The 20,124-nt window shown below is 61.0% G+C and carries 20 protein-coding genes; 9 read left to right on the top strand and 11 right to left on the bottom strand.

What is annotated here, in order from left to right; translation table 11 throughout:
• Positions 1–143: 143 nt before the first annotated feature.
• The 4 genes from CWS72_RS24335 to CWS72_RS24320 all read right to left on the bottom strand — a co-directional run bounded on the left by CWS72_RS24335 (position 144) and on the right by CWS72_RS24320 (position 5,179).
• Positions 144–935, bottom strand: a complete 792-nt coding sequence (locus CWS72_RS24335) for an alpha/beta hydrolase (RefSeq protein WP_158240805.1) — start codon at positions 933–935, stop codon at positions 144–146.
• A gap of 84 nt (positions 936–1,019) precedes the next feature.
• Positions 1,020–3,713, bottom strand: coding sequence for a bifunctional diguanylate cyclase/phosphodiesterase (locus CWS72_RS24330; protein WP_146002874.1), 2,694 nt, complete (start codon positions 3,711–3,713; stop codon positions 1,020–1,022).
• 211 nt (positions 3,714–3,924) lie between these two features.
• Complete coding sequence (gene hemG, locus CWS72_RS24325; RefSeq protein WP_146002873.1) at positions 3,925–4,473, bottom strand: menaquinone-dependent protoporphyrinogen IX dehydrogenase; 549 nt, start codon at positions 4,471–4,473, stop codon at positions 3,925–3,927.
• Between the two features lie 121 nt (positions 4,474–4,594).
• Positions 4,595–5,179 carry a hypothetical protein gene (locus CWS72_RS24320; protein WP_101253250.1) on the bottom strand — a complete coding sequence of 195 codons (585 nt, stop codon included), beginning with the start codon at positions 5,177–5,179 and terminating at the stop codon, positions 4,595–4,597.
• 291 nt (positions 5,180–5,470) lie between these two features.
• Here CWS72_RS24320 and nifB point away from each other — a divergent pair, with 291 nt between their 5' ends.
• From nifB to CWS72_RS24290, 6 genes are all read left to right on the top strand, one after another.
• A complete protein-coding gene (nifB, locus tag CWS72_RS24315; protein WP_241911875.1) occupies positions 5,471–6,919 on the top strand; it encodes a nitrogenase cofactor biosynthesis protein NifB in 1,449 nt (482 codons plus the stop codon).
• A gap of 45 nt (positions 6,920–6,964) precedes the next feature.
• Positions 6,965–7,159: a 4Fe-4S dicluster domain-containing protein gene (locus CWS72_RS24310; protein WP_101253248.1), complete on the top strand. Its 195-nt coding sequence runs from the start codon at positions 6,965–6,967 to the stop codon at positions 7,157–7,159.
• Between the two features lie 109 nt (positions 7,160–7,268).
• On the top strand, positions 7,269–8,045 hold the full coding sequence (locus CWS72_RS24305) for a 4Fe4S-binding leucine-rich repeat protein (RefSeq protein WP_101253275.1): 777 nt from the start codon (positions 7,269–7,271) through the stop codon (positions 8,043–8,045).
• On the top strand, positions 8,038–8,301 hold the full coding sequence (locus tag CWS72_RS24300) for a nitrogen fixation protein NifZ (protein ID WP_101253247.1): 264 nt from the start codon (positions 8,038–8,040) through the stop codon (positions 8,299–8,301). Before CWS72_RS24305 ends, CWS72_RS24300 begins: the two co-directional genes overlap by 8 nt.
• Positions 8,302–8,305: 4 nt before the next feature.
• Entirely contained in the window at positions 8,306–8,515 is a 210-nt protein-coding gene (nifT, locus tag CWS72_RS24295) for a putative nitrogen fixation protein NifT (RefSeq protein WP_101253246.1), read from the top strand.
• 5 nt (positions 8,516–8,520) lie between these two features.
• Positions 8,521–9,354 (top strand): SIR2 family NAD-dependent protein deacylase, encoded by an 834-nt coding sequence (locus CWS72_RS24290; RefSeq protein ID WP_101253245.1) that lies wholly within the window; start codon positions 8,521–8,523, stop codon positions 9,352–9,354.
• Positions 9,355–9,910: 556 nt separating this feature from the next.
• On the opposite strand, the gene CWS72_RS24285 is transcribed toward CWS72_RS24290, so the two are convergent.
• The 4 genes from CWS72_RS24285 to draG all read right to left on the bottom strand — a co-directional run bounded on the left by CWS72_RS24285 (position 9,911) and on the right by draG (position 11,902).
• Positions 9,911–10,330 (bottom strand): ArsC/Spx/MgsR family protein, encoded by a 420-nt coding sequence (locus tag CWS72_RS24285; RefSeq protein WP_101253244.1) that lies wholly within the window; start codon positions 10,328–10,330, stop codon positions 9,911–9,913.
• A 17-nt stretch (positions 10,331–10,347) separates the two neighbouring features.
• Positions 10,348–10,713: a type II toxin-antitoxin system PemK/MazF family toxin gene (locus CWS72_RS24280; protein ID WP_241911874.1), complete on the bottom strand. Its 366-nt coding sequence runs from the start codon at positions 10,711–10,713 to the stop codon at positions 10,348–10,350.
• A complete protein-coding gene (locus CWS72_RS24275; protein WP_101253242.1) occupies positions 10,682–10,897 on the bottom strand; it encodes an AbrB/MazE/SpoVT family DNA-binding domain-containing protein in 216 nt (71 codons plus the stop codon). Before CWS72_RS24275 ends, CWS72_RS24280 begins: the two co-directional genes overlap by 32 nt.
• Before the next feature lie 114 nt (positions 10,898–11,011).
• On the bottom strand, positions 11,012–11,902 hold the full coding sequence (gene draG, locus CWS72_RS24270; protein WP_101253274.1) for an ADP-ribosyl-[dinitrogen reductase] hydrolase: 891 nt from the start codon (positions 11,900–11,902) through the stop codon (positions 11,012–11,014).
• Between the two features lie 332 nt (positions 11,903–12,234).
• Between draG and nifH the strand changes: the two genes are divergently transcribed.
• From nifH to nifK, 3 genes are all read left to right on the top strand, one after another.
• Positions 12,235–13,107: a nitrogenase iron protein gene (nifH, locus tag CWS72_RS24265; RefSeq protein ID WP_101253241.1), complete on the top strand. Its 873-nt coding sequence runs from the start codon at positions 12,235–12,237 to the stop codon at positions 13,105–13,107.
• A 96-nt stretch (positions 13,108–13,203) separates the two neighbouring features.
• Positions 13,204–14,643, top strand: a complete 1,440-nt coding sequence (nifD, locus tag CWS72_RS24260; RefSeq protein WP_101253240.1) for a nitrogenase molybdenum-iron protein alpha chain — start codon at positions 13,204–13,206, stop codon at positions 14,641–14,643.
• Positions 14,644–14,659: 16 nt separating this feature from the next.
• Positions 14,660–16,186, top strand: coding sequence for a nitrogenase molybdenum-iron protein subunit beta (gene nifK, locus CWS72_RS24255; RefSeq protein ID WP_101253239.1), 1,527 nt, complete (start codon positions 14,660–14,662; stop codon positions 16,184–16,186).
• Positions 16,187–16,243: 57 nt separating this feature from the next.
• Here the strand turns inward: nifK and CWS72_RS24250 are convergent, their stop codons facing one another.
• Genes CWS72_RS24250 through CWS72_RS24240 form a run of 3 tightly spaced genes read right to left on the bottom strand, consistent with a single transcriptional unit; the run spans position 16,244 to position 19,943 of the window.
• Positions 16,244–17,107 carry a CoB--CoM heterodisulfide reductase iron-sulfur subunit B family protein gene (locus tag CWS72_RS24250; protein ID WP_101253238.1) on the bottom strand — a complete coding sequence of 288 codons (864 nt, stop codon included), beginning with the start codon at positions 17,105–17,107 and terminating at the stop codon, positions 16,244–16,246.
• Entirely contained in the window at positions 17,104–18,075 is a 972-nt protein-coding gene (locus tag CWS72_RS24245) for a succinate dehydrogenase/fumarate reductase iron-sulfur subunit (RefSeq protein ID WP_101253237.1), read from the bottom strand. Before CWS72_RS24245 ends, CWS72_RS24250 begins: the two co-directional genes overlap by 4 nt.
• Positions 18,075–19,943, bottom strand: a complete 1,869-nt coding sequence (locus CWS72_RS24240; RefSeq protein ID WP_101253273.1) for an FAD-dependent oxidoreductase — start codon at positions 19,941–19,943, stop codon at positions 18,075–18,077. The genes CWS72_RS24245 and CWS72_RS24240 overlap by 1 nt, the downstream gene beginning before the upstream one ends.
• Positions 19,944–20,124: the final 181 nt, after the last annotated feature.

The following is a 20,124-nucleotide window of genomic DNA, read 5'->3' as shown; positions in this document are numbered from 1 at the left end:
GGTTGAAGCGGTTATCGGTCGGGCATTATCGATGAGGTACTCGGTGAAGGCAACGCCCTTACCAGTATGGATCGAGCCACGTTCCTTCAATGTTAAAACGCGGGCGAGCCCCCCGGCAATGATTTGCGAACGCGCCCGTGATTTTACAAGTCTTTGATAAAAGACAAAAGAGGGGCCATTCCGCCACTTTCGTACAGATTCAAATGGTCGGCCTCCTCCAGAACGACCAGTCGGGCTTCCGGAGCCGCTGCGGCTAGCCTTCTGGCATGGACGAGCGGGACGGTCCGGTCGCGGGCGCCGTGCAGGATCATCAGCGGCACGGTGATGTCTCCGATCTTCGACAGGTTGTCGAAGCGGTCGCGCAGTAGCCATCGGCAGGGGAGCCAGGGGTACCGCCCGGCGGCAATCTCGGTCATGCTGGAAAACGGAGCTTCGAGGATGACGCCCCGGCAGGTCCGCTCCGTCGCCAGTTGCGTGACGATTCCCGTGCCCAGGGATTCGCCATAGAGGATGAGCTGCGCGGCGGAAAAACCCGCTTGCGACAGCCAGTCGAGGGCGGCCCGGCCATCTTCGTACAGTCCGGCTTCGCTCGGGTGGCCGGGATTGCCTTCATAACCGCGATAGGTCGCCGCGAAAACTCCGACGCCTGCGTCCCGCCAAGGTGTCGTTTTGGCGGCCACGCGGGCCAGAGTGCCGCGATTGCCGTGGAAAAATACCAGGATCGGAGCGTCCGGAGACGGCGGTGGGGCGAACCAGCCCTGCAATCGGCCATTTCGTTCGACCCGTCTCATCCAGGTGACGCCGGCGGACTGCGGGTCTGCGGGGGCCGGCAATGGCCGATAAAGCAGGCTCCTTTGCCGAAAGACCATGATGCCGACAGCCAAAAGATAAATCGCGATCGACGCGGCGAGGCACCAGGCGAGGATTTGGAGCAAAGAGTTCCCTGACAGCAAGGGGAAGCGGACCATGCAGTGTAACCATCGACGGCCGATGAGAAAAGGGATGCCCCGGCCCGGGTCTCACATCGCGCGGGGCACCGGCGAGGCTTTGTCATTGGAAAGAAAGGCGGCCGCATCGGCCGCGGTCATCGGCCTGGCGAAATAGTACCCCTGGGCATCGTCGCAACCCAATGAGATCAATGACTGCAAGGCCGCTTCGCTTTCCACCCCTTCGGCGACGGTCTTCAGCCCGAGGCTGTTCGCCAACTGCACGATGGCTCGAACAATGGCCTCGTCATTGGGGTCGGTGGTGATGTGGCGTACGAACGACTGGTCGATCTTCAAGCGGTCTACCCGGAACCGTTTCAGGTAGGCCAGGCAGGAATATCCAGTTCCGAAATCGTCGATGGAGAGCTTGACTCCTAGTTCCTTGAGTTGGTCGACCATCGAGAGAACCTTGGCTGTATCGGAGATCAGAATGGATTCGGTCAATTCCAGCTCAAGGCAGCTTGGCGGCAGGCCCGAAGCGGTCAACGCCTCCGTCACCGTCTGCAAAAGGTCGCCGCGCTTGAACTGGACGGCGGAAAGATTGACCGCCATGACAAGTTTGGTCTGCCCAGCGCGGTGCCAGACGGCGGCTTGCCGGCAGGCTTCCTGCAGAACCCAGGCCCCGATGGAGACGATCATGCCGCTTTCCTCCGCCATCGGGATGAAACGTCCCGGCGGCACGATTTCCAGCGCCGGAGGTTGCCAGCGGACCAGAGCCTCGAGTCCGACGATCTCACCACTTTGCAGATCGATTTGCGGCTGATAGTGCAAAAGAAATTCGTCACGTTCGAGAGCGCGCTGCAAGCCGGTCCGCAGGCGGAGATATTCGGAATTGTCGAAGTTCATCTGGTCGGCGAAGAAGCGATAGGTATTTCGTCCGACATCTTTCGCATGATACATGGCGATTTCGGCGCGCCGGAGCAATGTGTCGAAATCCTCTCCATCGTCCGGATAGATGGCGATGCCGATCGACGCCGACATATAGAGATCCTGGTTGTCGACCCTGAATGGACGGCCCAATCGGCGAAGGATGGTTTCGGCCATCAAGGAGGCCGGTTCGACTTCGCGAAGCTCTCCGGGCAGAATCAGGAATTCGTCCCCGCCCTGGCGGCTCAGGGTATCGGTGTCTTCCAGGCATTCCCGCAGGCGGGCGGCGACCAGCTTCAGCAGTTCATCGCCGAGAGGGTGTCCCAAGGAGTCGTTCACCGTCTTGAAATGATCGAGATCAAGAAACAGAAGCGTGGCCTTGCTGCCGGTGCGCCCGGCACCGGCCATCGCCACCTCCATCCGATCCTTGCCCAGCAGGCGGTTCGGCAGGCCCGTCAATGGATCGTGATGGGCAAGGAATTCAATCCTCGCATCGGCCTGTTTGCGCTGAGTGATGTCCCGACTGACCACGACAAATTCAAGGAGGCGGCCCGTGTCGTCGAGAACCGGCCGGAGATTGGCTTCCAGCCACACGTAATGCCCGTCCTTGTGCCGGAAGCGATAGGCAATGGTGCGTGTTTCCTCCGGATGACGCAGCGGGACCTTGTCGGTCAGCAGCAGGAGAGAACGGTCGTCGGGGTGGGCGAAGTCGGCGGCAGCGGCGCCCAGGAGATCCGTTTCCCCATATCCCGTGGTCGGCAGGATCGATCTTGATACATAGAGGTAGTGGCCGGTGGGGTCGAGCCGGCTGATGACGTCGGAGGCATTTTCCGCCAGCATGCGAAGCTGCTGTTCCCCGCGGCCGAGTTGATGGAGCGCGACCAGTTGCCGTTTCCAGCCACGCCGGATCAGCCATGCGCCGAGAGCGCTCATCGTCAGGAAGATGGCGGCAAGGCCGGATCCCTTCAGCAGATCGTCGCGCCAGCCGCGCAGATAGTCCTCCTTGTCGAGGCCGACCAGAACGATCAAGGGATAATGGTCAATTTGACGGTAGCTCACCATCCGTTCGACCTGATCCGTTCCCGAAATGCCGACGTAGGTTCCTTCTCTTGGATTTTGCGCGTAGGAACTTTGCAACTCGCGTGAGGTGCTGTTCCAACCGCTGGCGGTCGCCGTCGATTGGACCTTGGGGATGCGGGCGATCAATCCCATGTCGCTGTCGCGTAAGGACACCAGGCCTTTCTTGCCGACATCGAGGGTGGCGAACTGACGTTGCAGCCGGTCTATGCTAAGCCCTCCGCAGATGGCACCGGCGAAGGAACCGTCGGGCTTTCTGAGGGGGCGGGCCAAAATCAGGGTTCTGTTCCCGCTAAGGCGCCCGGTCACCGGTTTGGAGATCAGCAATCGGTCTTCCCGCAGGTTTTTCAGTCTGACGAAATATTCACGATCGCCGATGCCGACATCGGTTCTGCCTTCGCTGTCGACCGTCAGGGTTCCGGCGGCGTCGAAAAAAGACAGGCCGTCGATGTCCGGCAATGTCGGTTTGATGGCCGCGATGGCTTCGCTTAACGCGGCCCCGTCGAGCCGTTCCCGTCCATGTTGGCGCGTATATTCCTGAGCCAGGATGAACAAGGCGAGATCGATCTTGCCAACCTGGTTGGCAAGATCCTGCTGGAACGCCTTTGCCAGATTTTGCGTGGTTATCCGGCCCAATTCCTCATGCTGCTTCCGGCTTTGGTGGATGTCGATGCCGATCAACGCGACGACGAACAGGTTCAGCAGCAAAAATCCCGCCGTCAATGTGACGACGACGGAACGTGGGGCCGAGAATTTATCGATGAAAACTTTCCGATCTGGCACGCAATATTCCGACGAAAAATTCTCGGGATTGTGTGAATTCGCTTTTATCAAACATTTTTTGTTTTGAATAGAACAGACATTCCAAAAATCGGCGAATCATTGTTGATGCAACCTAAAGTAATTACCCCTTCTATCTTGAGTGATATTGTTCGCTGGCGGAGTGCCTCGGACATGACATTTTTGAGATATCGGGTGGACGCTCCGCTTCTTTTTACGCCTTATCCGCGTCGAGCCCTCCCAGATCGGCAATCTTCTGAGCGAAGCGTTCCACCGCGTCCCAGGACGTATATTCGACCTGGGCATCCGGGTTCGTCGGGCCTCCCGTCATTTTCATGATCAGGCGGATCATTTGCCGGTCGAGCCAACCGTAGCGGGGATAATCGAGCCGTCCGGCAATGGCGGTGGCCAGGGCCGGCGCAAGATGTCGTTTGGCGATCCATTTTCTCAAATAGGCATTGCCTTCGGCGGTGTCCTTGCCCGGCTTGCGGGCCGTCAAATTGACCGAGGCGAGCGCCAGGGGCGGTGGAGCGGTCAGGCTTTGGTAAAGCGTGACGAGCTGCTCGGCTTCCGCCAGATGGTGGCCGTAGCGGACCGAGGCGATCAGGACGATCAGGGGGGCTGACGCCAGTTCTTCCGCTGTCGGCGCCGCCTGGGCCAAATCGCGGGGCTGCGTTTCGATTCCCCTTTGGCCGAGCGTTGCGGCAATTTTCGTGGCGATGAGGCGCGACTGTCCGTCGCGGGTCGCATAAAGGAGCAGCATCTTGTTCGATTTCACTGATTATTGTTGGACCGGTGATCGCCGGAGCGAAGGCGTCCGTCACGATATCAGGAGAACTCGCCGCCGGAAAGACGGGTGCGGGGAAGTCATCGGGCAATCGGGCTCAGGGCTTGGGTTTCTTTTTGCTTGCGGCGACCACGTCGTCCCAGTCCGGACCGAGATAGACGATTTCCAGGCGGCCTTTTCCCGACGACGTACCCAGAAGTCGGAGGCGGGCGTCCGAATTGAGCGAGCGCCATACCGTGACGAAGACGCCACAGCCGTCTTCCGCCAGACATTGATAGAAGGCGGTCCCGGAGTAGGTGCGGCTGCCCCCCATTTCCTCTTCGGAGGTCTTCGGCTCGCCGTATTTTTCCGTCAGGGTTTGTTTCAGCGTCCGGTAAAGAGCGAGACCCTTCTCACCCGTCGGGTCATCGGTGATTTCCTTTGAAACCCACATGATCCGCTGCAGTCCGTATTGTCGGTCGACGCCGACGCGCGCGAAGTCCGAAAAGCTCGGGGCGTTGAGCAGTTTGTTGCTCTGGTAGATTTTCACCTGGCCGTCGTCTTGCTGAAATGCCCCGGAGAAGCCGCGGGTTTGCAATTCCTCGAAAGTGGCGCCCCAGCGCAGGCCGAAAGGGGCTTCCTCTGCGAAAGCGGGGGCGGCCAGGAGAAAAAGAAGGCCAAGAACAAGCCCGGAGGTGCGCATCGTGTCTCCTCGGTTTTCTTAATGGGCCCTGACGCTCAAGGGCTGTCTCGATTGACGAAAGCAGATCCCTCCGGCGCCACAAAGTCAAGAGTCCCCCAGGTGCAATCGGGGGTCTGGAGTTCCCTCCCGGATTCGGCCCGCTTGGCCGCTTTGTCGCAAGCGCGACACGGTTGTCGCAAGGTCAACATGGGGGAAAGTCCGAAGAATCCCGCTATTCCGCCATTCTCTATCTTGGCACGGGTTCTGCACAGTAGGTCTTCCGGAGAGTTCTTTGTCGATGGAGGCAGCCTCGTGAGCGGACAAATCGTTTCTCTTGCCGGAACCGTCGCGGTGCCGGGCGGCTGTTCAAGCAAAGGCAATGGAGCCTGCGGTTCATCGGGCGGGGCATCCGACATGCCTGCGGAGATCTGGGAAAAGGTCAAGAACCATCCTTGCTACAGCGAGGAGGCTCACCATTATTTCGCCCGCATGCATGTGGCCGTGGCGCCGGCGTGCAATATCCAATGCAATTACTGCAACCGGAAATACGACTGTTCGAACGAAAGCCGGCCGGGCGTGGTCAGCGAGAAACTGACGCCCGAACAGGCTTTGCACAAGGTCATGGCGGTGGCGGCGAAGGTGCCGCAGCTTTCCGTTCTGGGCATTGCCGGTCCGGGCGACGCCCTGGCCAACCCCCACAAGACCTTCCGCACGTTCGACCTGGTGGCCAAGGCCCTGCCGCATCTGAAGCTGTGCCTGTCGACCAATGGCCTTGCCCTGGCCGAGCATGTCGAGACCATCAAGGACTATAACGTCGACCATGTGACCATCACCATCAGCGCCGTCGATCCGGAGATCGGGCAGCACATCTATCCCTGGATTTTCCACGATCATCGGCGCTGGACCGGGCTCGACGCCGCCCGCATCCTTCATGAACGCCAGATGGAGGGGCTGGAACGGTTGGTCGCCGCCGGGATCCTGGTCAAGATCAATTCGGTTCTGATCCCCGGCGTCAACGACGCCCACATGGCCGAGATCAACCGTGTGGTCAAGGCCAAGGGAGCCTTCCTGCACAATATCATGCCGTTGATTTCCGATCCGGCCCATGGGACCCATTTCGGCCTGAGCGGTCAGCGCGGTCCGACGCCGATCGAATTGGCCGCCGTGCAGGACAGCGTCGAGGGCGGGGCCAAGCTGATGCGGCATTGCCGCCAATGCCGGGCCGATGCGGTCGGTTTGCTGGGCGAGGATCTGGGCGCCGAATTCGCTCTCGACAAGATCGAGGACGAGCCGGTTTTCGATCCCAAGGTTCGGGAGATCTATATGAACGTCGTCGAACAGGAACGTGCCGACCGTCAGGATGCCGAGGATCAGGCACGCCGCCGATCGGGCGGCACCGGGGAACCCTTGCTGGTGGCCGTGGCGACCAAGGGCGGCGGGCGGATCAACCAGCATTTCGGCCATGCCCGCGAATTCCAGCTATTGGAGGTCGATGGGCAAAGCGTCCGTTTCGTCGGTGTCCGCCGTGCCGATAATTATTGCAAGGGCGGCTACGGCGAAGAAGACAGCCTGGAGGCGATCATCAAAGCCTTGACCGGGGTTTCCGCCGTCCTGGTGGCGCGCATTGGCGATTGTCCGCGGCACACCCTGGCGGAGGCCGGCATCACGGTCGTCGACGATTACGCCCATGATTTCATCGAAGCTTCGGCTTTGGCCTGGTGGGGGCGGGTAATGGAGAAGGCGGGGCGGATTTCCGCCTGAACGGTCGCATCCCCGACCACGGAATTTTGAGAGAGGAATGTTGAAATGGCATACAAGATCGTCGCATCCCAGTGCACCGGCTGCGGAGCCTGCGAATATGAATGTCCCAATAAGGCGATCTCCGAAAAGGGGGGCATATTCATCATCAATCCAGACAAATGCACGGAATGCGAAGGGCATTTCGATTCGCCGCAATGCGCGGCCGTCTGTCCCGTGGACGGCACCTGCGTGCCGGCGTGACGGAACGTCCGGGTCATTTCGACGAATCTCGGAACGAATGAGCGGCGGGCTTTCCGCATCGCCACCGGTTTGACGCGGCGCGGACGGCCTATGAAGGGGGGGCTTGGCGATGAGCGAGCAGGAGGAACCCCTCGACTGGCAGGGCCGGATGGTCGACTGCGCCGTCTGTCCTCATCGCGCCTGGGTGGACTCCGGAGACTGCGAACGGGGCAAGGTCTGTATCCAGGATCGCCGCGGCAGCCGAATCGAGCGTTTTTTTAGGGCTCATCCCGAACTGGCGGGGTCGTCCTTGCGAGCCCCTTATTTTTTGCTGAGGGCGGTCGCCGCCCGTTACGCCAGTGTTTTTCTGCTGCCCACCATCGTCGACGATAGCGATCCCGAGGTGCGCCTGGTCGCCGCCGAGCGGTTGCCGCAGCGTTTTGTCCGGCAGTTCAGCACGGATCCCGATCCCAAGGTGCGGGTGGCCGCCGCCAGTCGATTGGACCCCGGCGGCCTGATGCAGATGACGACGGATCCGGATTACTATGTCCGGGTGGTGGTCGCCAGGCGTCTGCCGGCGGATGCCTTGCCGGTGATGATGTGTGATCCGGTGGTCGACGTAAGGCTGGAGGCGGCACGACGGATCGGGAAGGAATGGTTGATGTCCATGGCCTGGGACGAGGATGTCTCCGTCCGCCTGGCCGTGGTGGAGCGTCTCGGCGACGAGCAACTGGCCATGCTGATCGGCGACAGCGATTGGCGCGTCCGCCATGCCGTGGCGGAGCGGATCGCGCCCGAGGCACTGGAGCAATTGCTGGGCGACGTCGAGGCGGACGTTCGCGACGTGGCGCAGCGCCGGTTGGCGCGGCATCGGGCGGAAATCAACGGAGAGGAACGAGATGCGTAAGGAGCAAATCGTCGAGGTCAACGATCCGCCCGAATATCGTTACGGGCAGAAGGTGAGATCCAAGAAGAACGTCAGGAACGATGGAACCTTCATGGGCTCCGAGATCGGCGATGTGTTGGTCTGCAAGGGCGATGTGGGCTATATCAATAGCATCGGTACGTTTTTACAGCAGTTCTACATTTATGGCGTTGATTTCATCGATCGCGGCCGGATGGTGGGAATGCGCGCGAAGGAACTCGAACTGGTAGAGGAGTAAGGGCATGAAGGTGATGATCCGCAACGCCGCCGGCAAGACGTCGGTCTATGTTCCGAAGAAGGATCTCGAAGAGACCGTCGTCGAGTCGGAAAAGGAAACCTTGTGGGGCGGGTGGATCAAGCTCGGCAACGGCTGGGTGCTCGAATTGCCGGAGATGGCGGCCGACACCCGTTTGCCGATCACCGTCGAAGCCCGCAAGCGCTCGGACGATTGAGCGCCATGCCCCATAACCCGATGAACGAGATCGCCGCTGGGTTGGCGGCGGGGCGCCTTGCGCCCTATCTCGGCCCCGATCTGCTCACATTGGATGGTCCGGCCGCCGTTCCCGACTCAGCCCTCGCCCTGGCCGCGGCGATTAACGGCCGGATCAGCGTTTCCGGTCGGATTCGCAACAATCTCTGGGCGACCGCGCAATGGATCGAATCCTTCAAGCATCGAATCACCCTGGTTCGTCTTCTCGAGGATTTGTTCGCCCCCGTTCCGGCACCGACGCGCCTGCACGGCTGGCTGGCCGGTCTCGGCCTGCCGCTGATCGTCGATACTTGGTATGACACCATGATGGCCGATGCCTTGCGCGGAAAGGCGGCGCCTTTCGTGGAGTGGCAGGGAATCCGCCGCAGCGGTCAAACCTACGAGGAGCCGTGGGGCAAGTGCTATGACGCTTCCGGCGCGGAGATTTCCGGCGTGTCGGCCAATGGCGCGACCGTGCTCTACAAACCGCATGGCGCCGTGCGCCCGGCGGCCAATTTCCTGATTTCCGATTCCGATTATGTCGAAGTCCTGACGGAAATCGATATCCAGACGCCTATTCCGGAAACGGTGATCGAACTGCGGGGAAATCTCGGGTTCGCCTTCCTGGGATGCCGCTTCTACGACCAGATGCAGCGGACCTTCGCCCACCAGATCATCAAGCGCTCGGCCGGCCCCCATTATGCCGTACTGACCGGCGAACTGACGAAGAACGAGAGGCGCTTCCTGGAATTGGAAGGCATCACGCAGATCGACCTGCCCCTGTCCGAGGCGGTGGATCTATTGATCGGTGTCGGGAAATAATCGTTAGAGCGATTTGCGACCACGTTGGGTCACTTACCCTTTCGTCATTGCCGGGCTTGACCGACGGCTGTCCGGCACGGATTTTGCCCTCGATAGTCGGGAAAATTTATACGCTTCTATTCAACTATAAGTCGTCATGCCCGGACTTGATCCGGGCATCCACGTGCCCGCTTCAAATGACGTCGATCGATCCATGCAATCATGGATTGCCGGATCAAGTCCGGCAATGACGGTTTTTGGTTGCGGCTATCACTCAAATGCGAGCAACGCACAAACTGTGCCGGACAGCCGTGGGCTTGACCCGGCAATCCATGGACCCCCGGATCAAGTCCGGGGGTGACGGAAAAAACGATGATTCAATACGACCGCAAACCACTCTAGTCCTGTCCCGCCAGGGTGAGGTATTTATCACAGATAATCGAAGATGAACTCAGATGAGCACAGATAAGGATTCTTCTCTATCTGTGTTCATCTGAGTTCATCTGTTCCCATCTGTGATAAATTAACAAGACAGTGCGCCCTTGACGCCTCGGAGGCTCAAGAATTCCGGAACTTGCTACCGGGGGGTCGGGCAGGAGTGGCCGTCGGTGCGCAGGCAACCCTCGGAGGGAGGGGTTTCCGGGTCGATCAGGCCGATCCATTCCCGGATGCGCCCGGCGTCGAATCCCACCGATTTCTCTCCGTCGACCTCCATCAAGGGCCTGCGGATCAGCAGGGGATCGGCCAGCATGGCGGCCAGGGCCTCAGCCTCGGTGAAGCGTTCCGGCACGACGGTGCCGTCCTTGACCTTCGGCGCTGCCCGATTGAACCAGGCGGCCACCGGCAGATCGCCGAAGAAGCCGCGCAGGCGTTCCTTCGTCCAGGGTTCCGTCAGCAGGCTTCTTGCGTCAACCCGATGGCCTGACGCCTCCAGCAATGCCTTTTGCCGCGTGTTGTTGCGGCAGCCGGGCTTTTCGTAGAACAGGACGTTGGCCATGGACGGTTCTCCTTGCGTCAGTTCGTCGATCGAGCCAATTCGGTGATGAGGTGTTGCGCCACAAGACCCCTATCGGCCGCCGGCAGGCTTCCAATACGCTCAGCTTCTTTGATTTCGATCGTGGCGATCTTCGCGGTGCGAACGACCGATTCAGCCGGCAAACCGGCCAAGGCGAGATTCGACACCAATACATCGCCGGGCCATCCACGGTTCTCGGCACTGGTGATCATGAGAACCCACAACAGGCCGTGTTCCTGCTGGATACCGTTGGCGGCAACAACGACGGCAGGACGACGTTCTCGCACAGGCCTATCGGTGTAGGGAAAAGGGACCTTGATGATATCCCAGGTGTTAAAGTCCGGCATAGGCACGCCGATCCGCATCGCTGGCCCATTCTCCGAACGTGGCGAACGGATCATCCAACTGGTCTTTGACAGAACGGGTCAACACCACTTTGTCGCCCTCGATCACGTAGAGGATTTCATCACCCTCCTTGAGGTGCAGGGCAGCACGAACCGGTTGTGGTATCGTCGTCTGTGCCTTGCTCGTTAGTTTGCTTGTGATCATAGCGACTCCAAGTAAGGAATTTCCTTGTCAAGGAAGTAAGGCATTTCCTTACTCCCGTCAAGCCGTTCCCTTTCTGGCTCAGTCCGAACATTTGGCGGGGCGACCGGTGCCCGGTCAAAAACGGTTGGTCTCGGCGATTGTCAGCAAGTCGACAACCTGTGTTTCAATTTCGCCCCTGATGGCGGGGTCGAGCTTCTGTATCCAGCCGCTCGGAATGGACTGCACGCCGTAGGTCGCGCCCGCCAGCATGCCGGCGATGGCCCCCGTGGTGTCGGCGTCGCCTCCTTGATTGATCACTTCAATGACGCAGGATCGATAGCTGTCGGTGCGGAAGTAGTGATGGAGAACGGTCTGCATGGTGTCGACGATGTAGGCCGAGGCGTTGCCGCGATAGGGTTCGAACTTGAACGTCTTATGGGTGGCGATCAGCGTGTTGGCCTCGGCCCTGGCGCCGCGGATGCCACCTCCCAGCAGCAGGGCGCGGACCATATGCCCAAGGCATAGAGTGGCGGAATCGGACAGGGGATGATTATGCGTTATATGGGCCTGTTCGGTGGTCCATCTGGTACAGGCCTCCGCGTCATGCAGCGTGGCGATGGCTACCGGAAGATTGCGCATGGCCGCGCCGTTGCCGGCGTCGCCTTCATGGAAAGGGGTCGATAGGGTGCCTTCCACCATGTAGCGGCGGATGCCGCGCCGACAGGTGCTGCCCACGTCGACCGGCTTGCTTTTCAGCCATTCGGTGAAGTGGTCGCAGGTCAGTTTCGGATCCCAGCCCCGGGCGGCCAGGATCGAGCGTCCCAGATAGATCGCCATCTGGGTGTCGTCGGTCACCTGGCCGGGCTTCAGTTTCAGCCAGCCGCCCCCGATCATCCGGCAATGCGTGCCATATTTGGCAGCGATCTCCGAACGCGTCAGGAATTCGACCGTGGCACCCAGGGCGTCGCCCACGGCCAGACCGAGATAAGCGCCGAGCGCTCTTTCCTTAAGACTGATCTGCTCCATGCCGCCGCCGAAGATGTGCCCCGTCAAGGTGGAGCTTAAATAAACACTACAGCAAGAATCATGCCCAGGCCTAATCGGCGGAATTTAGTCATATATCCTCCGGATCCTGTGCGGGTCTCGACATAGATGTCGGACCATTGTCGGGTTCCGGACACCCTTGGATGGGGGGCGCCCGGCCTGGTGTTCCCTTTATCATGTGGCTGAAAACAAAGGATAAAAGCTCTATCGTCGGAGCGTCTTCGGGCTTTGGCACGACCTTTGCTGTTAGGGGTTCTGTAGCGGTGGCTCGCGCCCCGCAATTCAGTTTCGAACCGAAGCAACAGGAGCACCCGATGGGCAAATTGCGACAAGTCGCTTTCTACGGCAAGGGGGGCATCGGCAAATCCACGACCTCCCAGAACACCTTGGCCGCCCTGGCCGACCTCGATCAGAAGATCCTGATCGTCGGCTGCGACCCCAAGGCCGACTCCACCCGCTTGATCCTGCACGCCAAGGCCCAGGACACCGTCCTGTCGCTGGCCGCCGAGGCTGGCTCGGTCGAGGATCTGGAACTCGAGGACGTGCTCAAGACCGGCTACAAGGACATCCGCTGCGTCGAGTCGGGCGGACCGGAGCCGGGTGTGGGCTGCGCCGGCCGCGGCGTCATCACCTCGATCAACTTCCTGGAAGAGAACGGCGCCTATGACGGCATCGACTATGTCTCCTACGACGTGCTGGGCGACGTGGTCTGCGGCGGTTTCGCCATGCCGATCCGCGAGAACAAGGCCCAGGAGATCTACATCGTCATGTCGGGCGAGATGATGGCCATGTACGCGGCCAACAACATCTCGAAGGGCATTCTGAAATATGCCTCCACCGGCGGCGTCCGTTTGGGCGGGCTGATCTGCAACTCGCGTCAGACCGACAAGGAGCTGGATTTGGCCGAAGCGCTGGCCAAGAAGCTTAATTCCAAGCTGATCCATTTCGTGCCGCGCGACAACATCGTGCAGCACGCCGAACTGCGCCGCATGACCGTCATCGAATATGCGCCGGACTCCCAGCAGGCCGACGAATATCGCCAACTGGCCAAGAAGATCCATGAGAACGGCGGCAAGGGCACCATTCCGACGCCGATCACCATGGAGGAGCTGGAAGAGCTGCTGATGGAATTCGGCATCATGACCAAGGAAGACGAAGCGGTCATCGGCAAGGCTGCCAACGCCTGATGCGTTGGAGGCGCCGGGAACCATCCGGCGCCTCCGGTCCTCCGACCCAAGCTGCGGGCGTTTCCGCCACGCATATCTGAGATTTAGGAGACTGACATGACTGTGGATGTCAAGGCGGAGCGGAAAGCGCTCATCGAGGAGGTACTCAAGGAGTACCCGGAAAAGACCGCAAAGAAGCGGGCCAAGCACCTCAACGTTTATGAGGAAGGCAAGCCCGATTGCGGTGTTAAGTCCAACGTCAAATCGATTCCCGGCGTGATGACGGTCCGTGGATGCGCCTATGCCGGTGCCAAGGGCGTGGTGTGGGGGCCGGTCAAGGACATGGTGCATGTGAGCCATGGTCCGGTCGGCTGCGGACATTATTCCTGGTCGCAGCGCCGCAACTATTCGACCGGCATTACCGGTGTGAACAGCTGGGTCACCATGCAGGTGACCTCGGACTTCCAGGAGAAGGACATCGTCTTCGGCGGCGACAAGAAGCTCGACAAGCTGATCAACGAAATCGAGACCCTGTTCCCCTTGAACAATGGCGTCTCGGTGATGTCGGAATGCCCGATCGGTCTGATCGGCGACGATATCGAGGCCGTTGCCAAGAAGAAGGCCAAGGAAATCGGCAAGGTCGTGGCCCCGGTCCGCTGCGAAGGCTTCCGTGGCGTCTCCCAGTCGCTGGGTCATCATATCGCCAACGACGTCATGCGCGACTATGTGGTTGACAAGGCCGCCGACAAGCCTTTCGAGGGCACGCCCTATGACGTGGTGATCGTCGGCGATTACAACATCGGCGGCGACGCCTGGGCCAGCCGCATCCTCCTGGAGGAAATGGGCCTCAGGGTCATCGCCCAGTGGTCGGGCGATGCCTCAGTGGCGGAAATGGAGCGGGGCTCCAAGGCCAAGCTGAACCTGATCCACTGCTACAGGTCGATGAACTACATCTGCCGGCACATGGAAGAGAAGTACGGGATTCCATGGATGGAATACAACTTCTTCGGCCCCTCCCAGATCGCCAAGAGCTTGCGCGCCATCGCCGAGCAGTTCGACGACAAGATCAAGGACGGCGCCGAGCGGGTCATCGCCAAATATCAGCCGATGGCCGACGCCATCCTGGCGAAATACAAGCCCCGGCTCGAAGGCAAGCGCATCATGCTTTACGTCGGCGGCCTGCGTCCCCGTCACGTCGCCGATGCCTATGGCGATCTGGGCATGGAGGTGATCGGCACCGGCTACGAGTTCGCCCACGGCGACGACTATCAGCGCACCACCAAATACGTCAAGGACGGCACGCTGATCTATGATGACGTCTCGGAATTCGAGCTGGAGAAGTTCATCGAGCGTCTGCAACCCGATCTGGTCGGTTCGGGCATCAAGGAAAAGTACGGCACCCAGAAGATGGGCGTTCCGTTCCGCCAACTGCATTCCTGGGACTATTCGGGTCCGTATCACGGCTATGACGGTTTCGCCATTTTCGCCCGTGACATGGACCTCGCGGTCAACAGCCCCGTCTGGGGTTTGACCAAGGCCCCCTGGAAAGCCGCCTGAGCAGGAGTACTCTAAAATGCCCCAGAGCGCAGAAAAGATTAAGGACCACTCGACCCTCTTCAATGAGCCGGAATACAAGCAGCTCATGGAGAACAAGAAGCAGTTCGAAGGCTGCCATCCCCAGGAGGCGATCGATCAGCAGGCCGCCTACATCAACACCTGGGAATACCGCGAGAAGAACTTCGCCCGCGAAGCCCTGACCGTCAATCCGGCCAAGGCCTGTCAGCCGCTGGGCGCGGTCTTCGCCGGTGCCGGCTTCGAGCGGACGCTTTCCTTCAACCACGGAAGCCAGGGCTGCACCGCCTATTTCCGCTCGCACCTGACCCGCCATTTCAAGGAGCCCTGCTCGGCGGTCTCCACCTCGATGACCGAGGACGCGGCGGTGTTCGGCGGACTGCAGAACATGATCGACGGCCTGAACAACGCCTATCACGTCTACAAGCCGAAGATGATCGCGGTGTCGACCACCTGCATCGCCGAGGTGATCGGTGACGACCTGAACGCCTTCATTCGCAATGCCCGCGAAAAGGGGAGCATCCCCGAGGACTTTCCTGTTGCCTATGCCCACACGCCCTCTTTCGTCGGCAGCCATATCGTCGGCTATGACGCTATGGTCAAGGCCGTGCTCACCACCTTCTGGGAAGGACGCGAGCGCAAGGCCGGAACCGCGATCAACATCATTCCCGGTTTTGACGGCTATGCGGTCGGCAACAACCGCGAACTGAAGCGCATATTGAACGAGATGGGCGTCGAATACACCATCCTCTCCGACGTTTCCGACGTCTTCGACACGCCGACGGACGGCACCTTCCGCATGTTCGACGGCGGCACCAAGCTGGACGACGTGGCCGCCGCGCTCGATGCCAAGGCGACTTTCGGCCTGCAGAAGTACTGCAGCGACAAGAGCCTGGAATACGCGGCCAGCAAAGGCCAGGACGTGGCGGCGTTCCACTATCCGCTGGGTGTCGGGGCGACCGACGAGTTCCTGGTCAAGCTCTCCGCCATCACCGGCAAGGCGATCCCCGAGTCGCTGGAGCGCGAACGCGGTCGTCTGGTCGACGCCATGGCCGACTCCAATGCCTGGATCCATGGCAAGACCTTCTCGGTCTATGGCGATCCCGACTTCGTCTACGGCATGACCCGTTTCCTGCTGGAGATGGGAGCCGAGCCGATCCATCTGCTGTCGACCAACGGCGGCAAGGAATGGGCGGCCGAGATGGATACCCTGCTGAAGAGCAGCCCTTACGGCGTCAAGGGCCAGGTTTGGGCCGGCAAGGATCTGTGGCACATGCGCTCGCTTCTCGCCACCGAACCGTCGGAATTCCTCATCGGCAATTCCTACGGCAAGTATCTGGAGCGCGACCTGGGCATTCCACTGATCCGGCTGACCTTCCCGATCTTCGATCGGCATCATCATCACCGGTTCCCGGTCCTGGGTTACCAGGGCGGCCTGGCGGTGTTGCGGACGATCCTCGACAAGATCCTGGACGTTCTCGACGTCGAGACGGCGAAGACGGGTATTTCCTACGACCTGGTCCGTTAAGGACGGGCTCGATCGGAAAAGGCCGGCGGGGCGACCCGCCGGCCTTTTTTTAAATCCTCAGCACTTGGCGAGAAGAGCGTCGGTGCTGATGATGTGACGCGACAGTCCCAGTTTCTCCCGTTCGATGCCGAGAGCCAGTCCGACCAATTGGGTCAGGTGGAGGACGGGGGTGTCCCCGCCCTTGCCGACGGCGGCCTGCGCGTCCGTCTGATACATATCGAGCTGCATCTGGCAGAGCGGGCAGGGGGTCAGCACACAATCGGCGCCGTTCTTCTTGGCGTCGTCGGCCGTGTTGGCGGTGAGGCGAAGCGCCGTGGGTTCGGCCGGAAACACCGCGTGGAAGCCGCAGCATTTCAGCCGTTCCGGGATCAGGACCGGCGTCGCGCCGCAAGCGGTGATGATGGTTTCCATGCTCTGCGGATTGAGATGGCTTTCATGGTCCATCACCTTCGGCGGACGCACCGTGTGGCAACCGTAGAAGGAGGCCACTTTCACCTTGCCGAGCGGCTTCTTGACCAGCGGAGCCCATTCCGGCGCCGTATCGGCCAACAGCCACAGGATATGGGTCACATCCGCCGTGCCCTTGTATTCCAGGCCGGCGGTGGCCAACGCCTTGTTGATATCGTCCTTGCGGCCGGCCAGAAGCTCCTGGCGGGCGGTGCGCAGCATCAGGGCGCAGGTGCTGCAGGCGGTCAGGACGTCGAGCCCCATCTTTTCGGCGAGCGCCAGGTTGCGAGCATTGACGGCAAGCGCGGTCTCCCGCTCGATATCCTGGACCTGACTGGCGCCGCAGCAACTCCAGCCGGGGATTTCCACCAGTTCGATGCCGAGACGGGCGGCCACCGCTTCCGTGGCTTCCCGCGCCTCGCGTGCGGCGGCATTGAGCACGCAGCCGGGGAAGAATGCATATTTGCGGGTCATTTCCCATCCCTCTCATAGCGGATGATCTTGCGTAAGCCGTCGATTCCTTCGATGGGCTTGTTGTCCGTGAGATAAAGTTCAGCCGCTTCGAGCGCGCCCAGCTTGCCGTGCTTCAGCATCCGGTATGTGAAGCCCATGCGGCCGGTGGCGGCGTCGATCAGTCCTTCGGTGCGGGGAACCAAGCGGACCTCGTTCAGGCGCCCGGTGTTCTCCAGATCGGTGCGGAACGCCTCGGCATGGCGCGGCCCCTTGCCGTCCGTATTGCCGGCGGCGAAGGCCATGGCCCGCATCGCCGCGATGTCGGCGGCGGGAGCGATCTGCTTGGGACACTTGGTCACGCACTCCATGCAATGGAGGCATTTCCACAGGCCCTGCTTCACCATTTCCTTGACGTGAACCATGCCGTCCGCCGAGCGGGAGTCCTGGGCGTAGCGGTTGGCGTGGGTGTAGACGAAAGGCTCCAGGAAGTCGCGGTCGTTATCGGTGAGCTTGTTGCATTCCGACGCGCAACTGCCGCAAAGGATGCAGTCCCACTGCTTCTGGATCTTAGCGAAGTCGGCCGGAGATTGCTGGCAGCCCGAGTCCGCCGAAAACTCCTTCTTCGCCTTGAGTCCCGGTTTGGCGGAACGCAGCCGTTCGATCTTGTCGCCCCAGTCGACCACCAGGTCGCTGATGACCTTGAAGTTTCCGATCGGCGAGATGTGCAGCGTGTCCGCACCCCATTGCTTCAAGACGGTGTCGAGCCGCGTGTCGCAGGCCAGAACCGCGTTGCCGTTGACGCGCACGGCGCAGGATCCGCAGATGGCGCAACGGCAGGAAGCGGTGAAGTTGAGGCTGGGATCCTGCTGCTCCTTGATGCGGATCAGGCTGCCCAGCACCGTCAGCGTCGGGTCGTATTCAAACGCGTAGGACTGGGTCCATGACCGGGTTCCATCGAACCGGTCGATGTCGAATGTGATGGTACGCATCAGTAGTTGCGCTCCTCAGGCTTGAACCGGACGATTGTCACCGGACGCTGGTTGAGGACGAGTTCGTCGCCCTTCAGACTGACCAGATTGTGGTGCAGGTAGTCCTTGTCGTTGCGTTTCGGATAGTCGACGCGGGTGTGCGCGCCGCGGGATTCCCGCCGGTCGAGGGCCGCCAGCGCCGCACATCGGGCCAGGGTCAGCAGGTTGCCGACCTCGATGTAATGGGTATAGGCGCTGTTATAGACTTGGCCCGCGTTGCCGATGCTGGCGGTGCGGTATTCGGCGTGAAGATCCCGCAGGGCTTCGACGGTGGCCGCCAACCCTTTCTCGGTGCGGTAGATTCCCATGCCGTCCCACAGGACCTGGGCCATGCGGTCGCGGATCTCCGTGAAGGGCGTGCCCTTGGTCCGGGCGGTGTTCTCGCGGAAATGGTCGCGCCATTGATCGGCCAGCCGCTGCAGGGCCTTGTCATCGGGCATCTGGGCCTTGGCGGCGTAGGCGGCGGCGGCGATGCCGGCCTCCTTGCCGGTGACCATGGCGGCGGCCAGCGAGTTGCCGCCCAGGCGGTTGGCGCCGTGGATGGATTCGCAGCCGCATTCACCGCAGGCGAACAGGCCCGGCATCGCCGTTTCCATGGTATGGAAATTGATCACGTCGATGCCGCCCATGGAATAGTGGGCGGTGGAACGGATGGGCAACGGCTGGTCGATCAGATCGATGTTTTCGAACATCAGTCCGACATGACGGATCTGCGGCAGACGCTCGATGATCTTCTCGCGGCCGAGATGGCGGAGATCGATCAGCACATAGGCCGTCATCCCCTCGCCGAAACCACGGCCTTCGGCGATTTCCGTCTCGATGGCCCGCGCCGTGATGTCGCGCGGGGCAAGTTCCATCTTGCCCGGCGCATAGCGCTGCATGAAACGTTCGCCCTTGTTGTTCAGGAGATAGCCGCCTTCGCCGCGAGCCGCCTCGGTGATCAGCACACCGCCATGGGCGACGCCCGTCGGGTGGAACTGGATCATTTCGGGATCCTTGAAGGGCAGGCCGGCCCGCAAGGCCGCCGCCGTCCCGTCGCCGGTGGCGATGAAAGGCGTGCTGGTGCGCGTCCAGAAAATGCGGGTGTAGCCGCCGGTTGCCATGATGACCGCGCGGGCCCGGACCGGAACGATCTCGCCGGTCTTCAGATTGCGCATCACCACGCCGGTGCAGACCCCGTCCTCGACGCCGACGTCGAGAAGCTGGTAGTCGATCAGGAACTTGACGCCGGCGCCCAGGGCATAGTCGAAGTTGGAATGCAAAAGCGCATGCCCGGTCTTGTCCGCCGAATAATTGGTGCGCGGGAACTGGTGGCCGGCCATGAAGCGCTGGTCGATCCGGCCATCCTTGGCCCGGCTGTAGGGCGTGCCCCAGAAATCGGTCTCGCGGACGGCCTCGGAGGCCTTCTCGACGAAAAAGTCGATGCAATCCTGGTCGCCCAGATAGTCGCTGCCCTTGACGGTGTCGAAGGCGTGCGAATCCAGGCTGTCCTTCTGTCCGGGATAGCTGATGACGCCGTTGATGCCGCCTTCGGCCATGCAGGTGGCCGAGCGTGTCGGCATCGTCTTGGAAACGACGGCGACCGACAGATTGCCGGCCCGCATCGCATAGACGGCGGCCCGCAAGCCCGATCCGCCGGAGCCGACGACCAGAACGTCGAAGCTCATCGTGGAGGGGGCCCCGGACGAAGCGGCCGCTCCCTGGGTTCCGTCGGCTGTCGAGGCCATCGCCAGATCGGCGACGGCTCCGGTCAGGGGGACGGCTGCGCATGCACCGATAAAGGTGCGGCGAGACAACGACGAAGTGTCGTCCTTGTTGTCTTCGGACATGTAAAAGTTCTCCATCTGGGAGCGGGGACCGGCGTCCGGCCCCAATTGCGTCCTTGGATTTCGATGTCAGGGAAAGAGATTCCGCCGGACGACTCTCGCGTCTGGCGGAGGCTCCACCAGAAGTTATCTCCTGATACCCATAATATCGTTGTGGCTATAGCATGTTCTGAAATCGCTCTCA

This window comes from Telmatospirillum siberiense (assembly GCF_002845745.1).
GTDB lineage: Bacteria > Pseudomonadota > Alphaproteobacteria > Rhodospirillales > Magnetospirillaceae > Telmatospirillum > Telmatospirillum siberiense.
The sequence above is the reverse complement of the archived record's forward strand: the minus strand, read 5'-3'. Positions and strand labels throughout refer to the sequence as shown.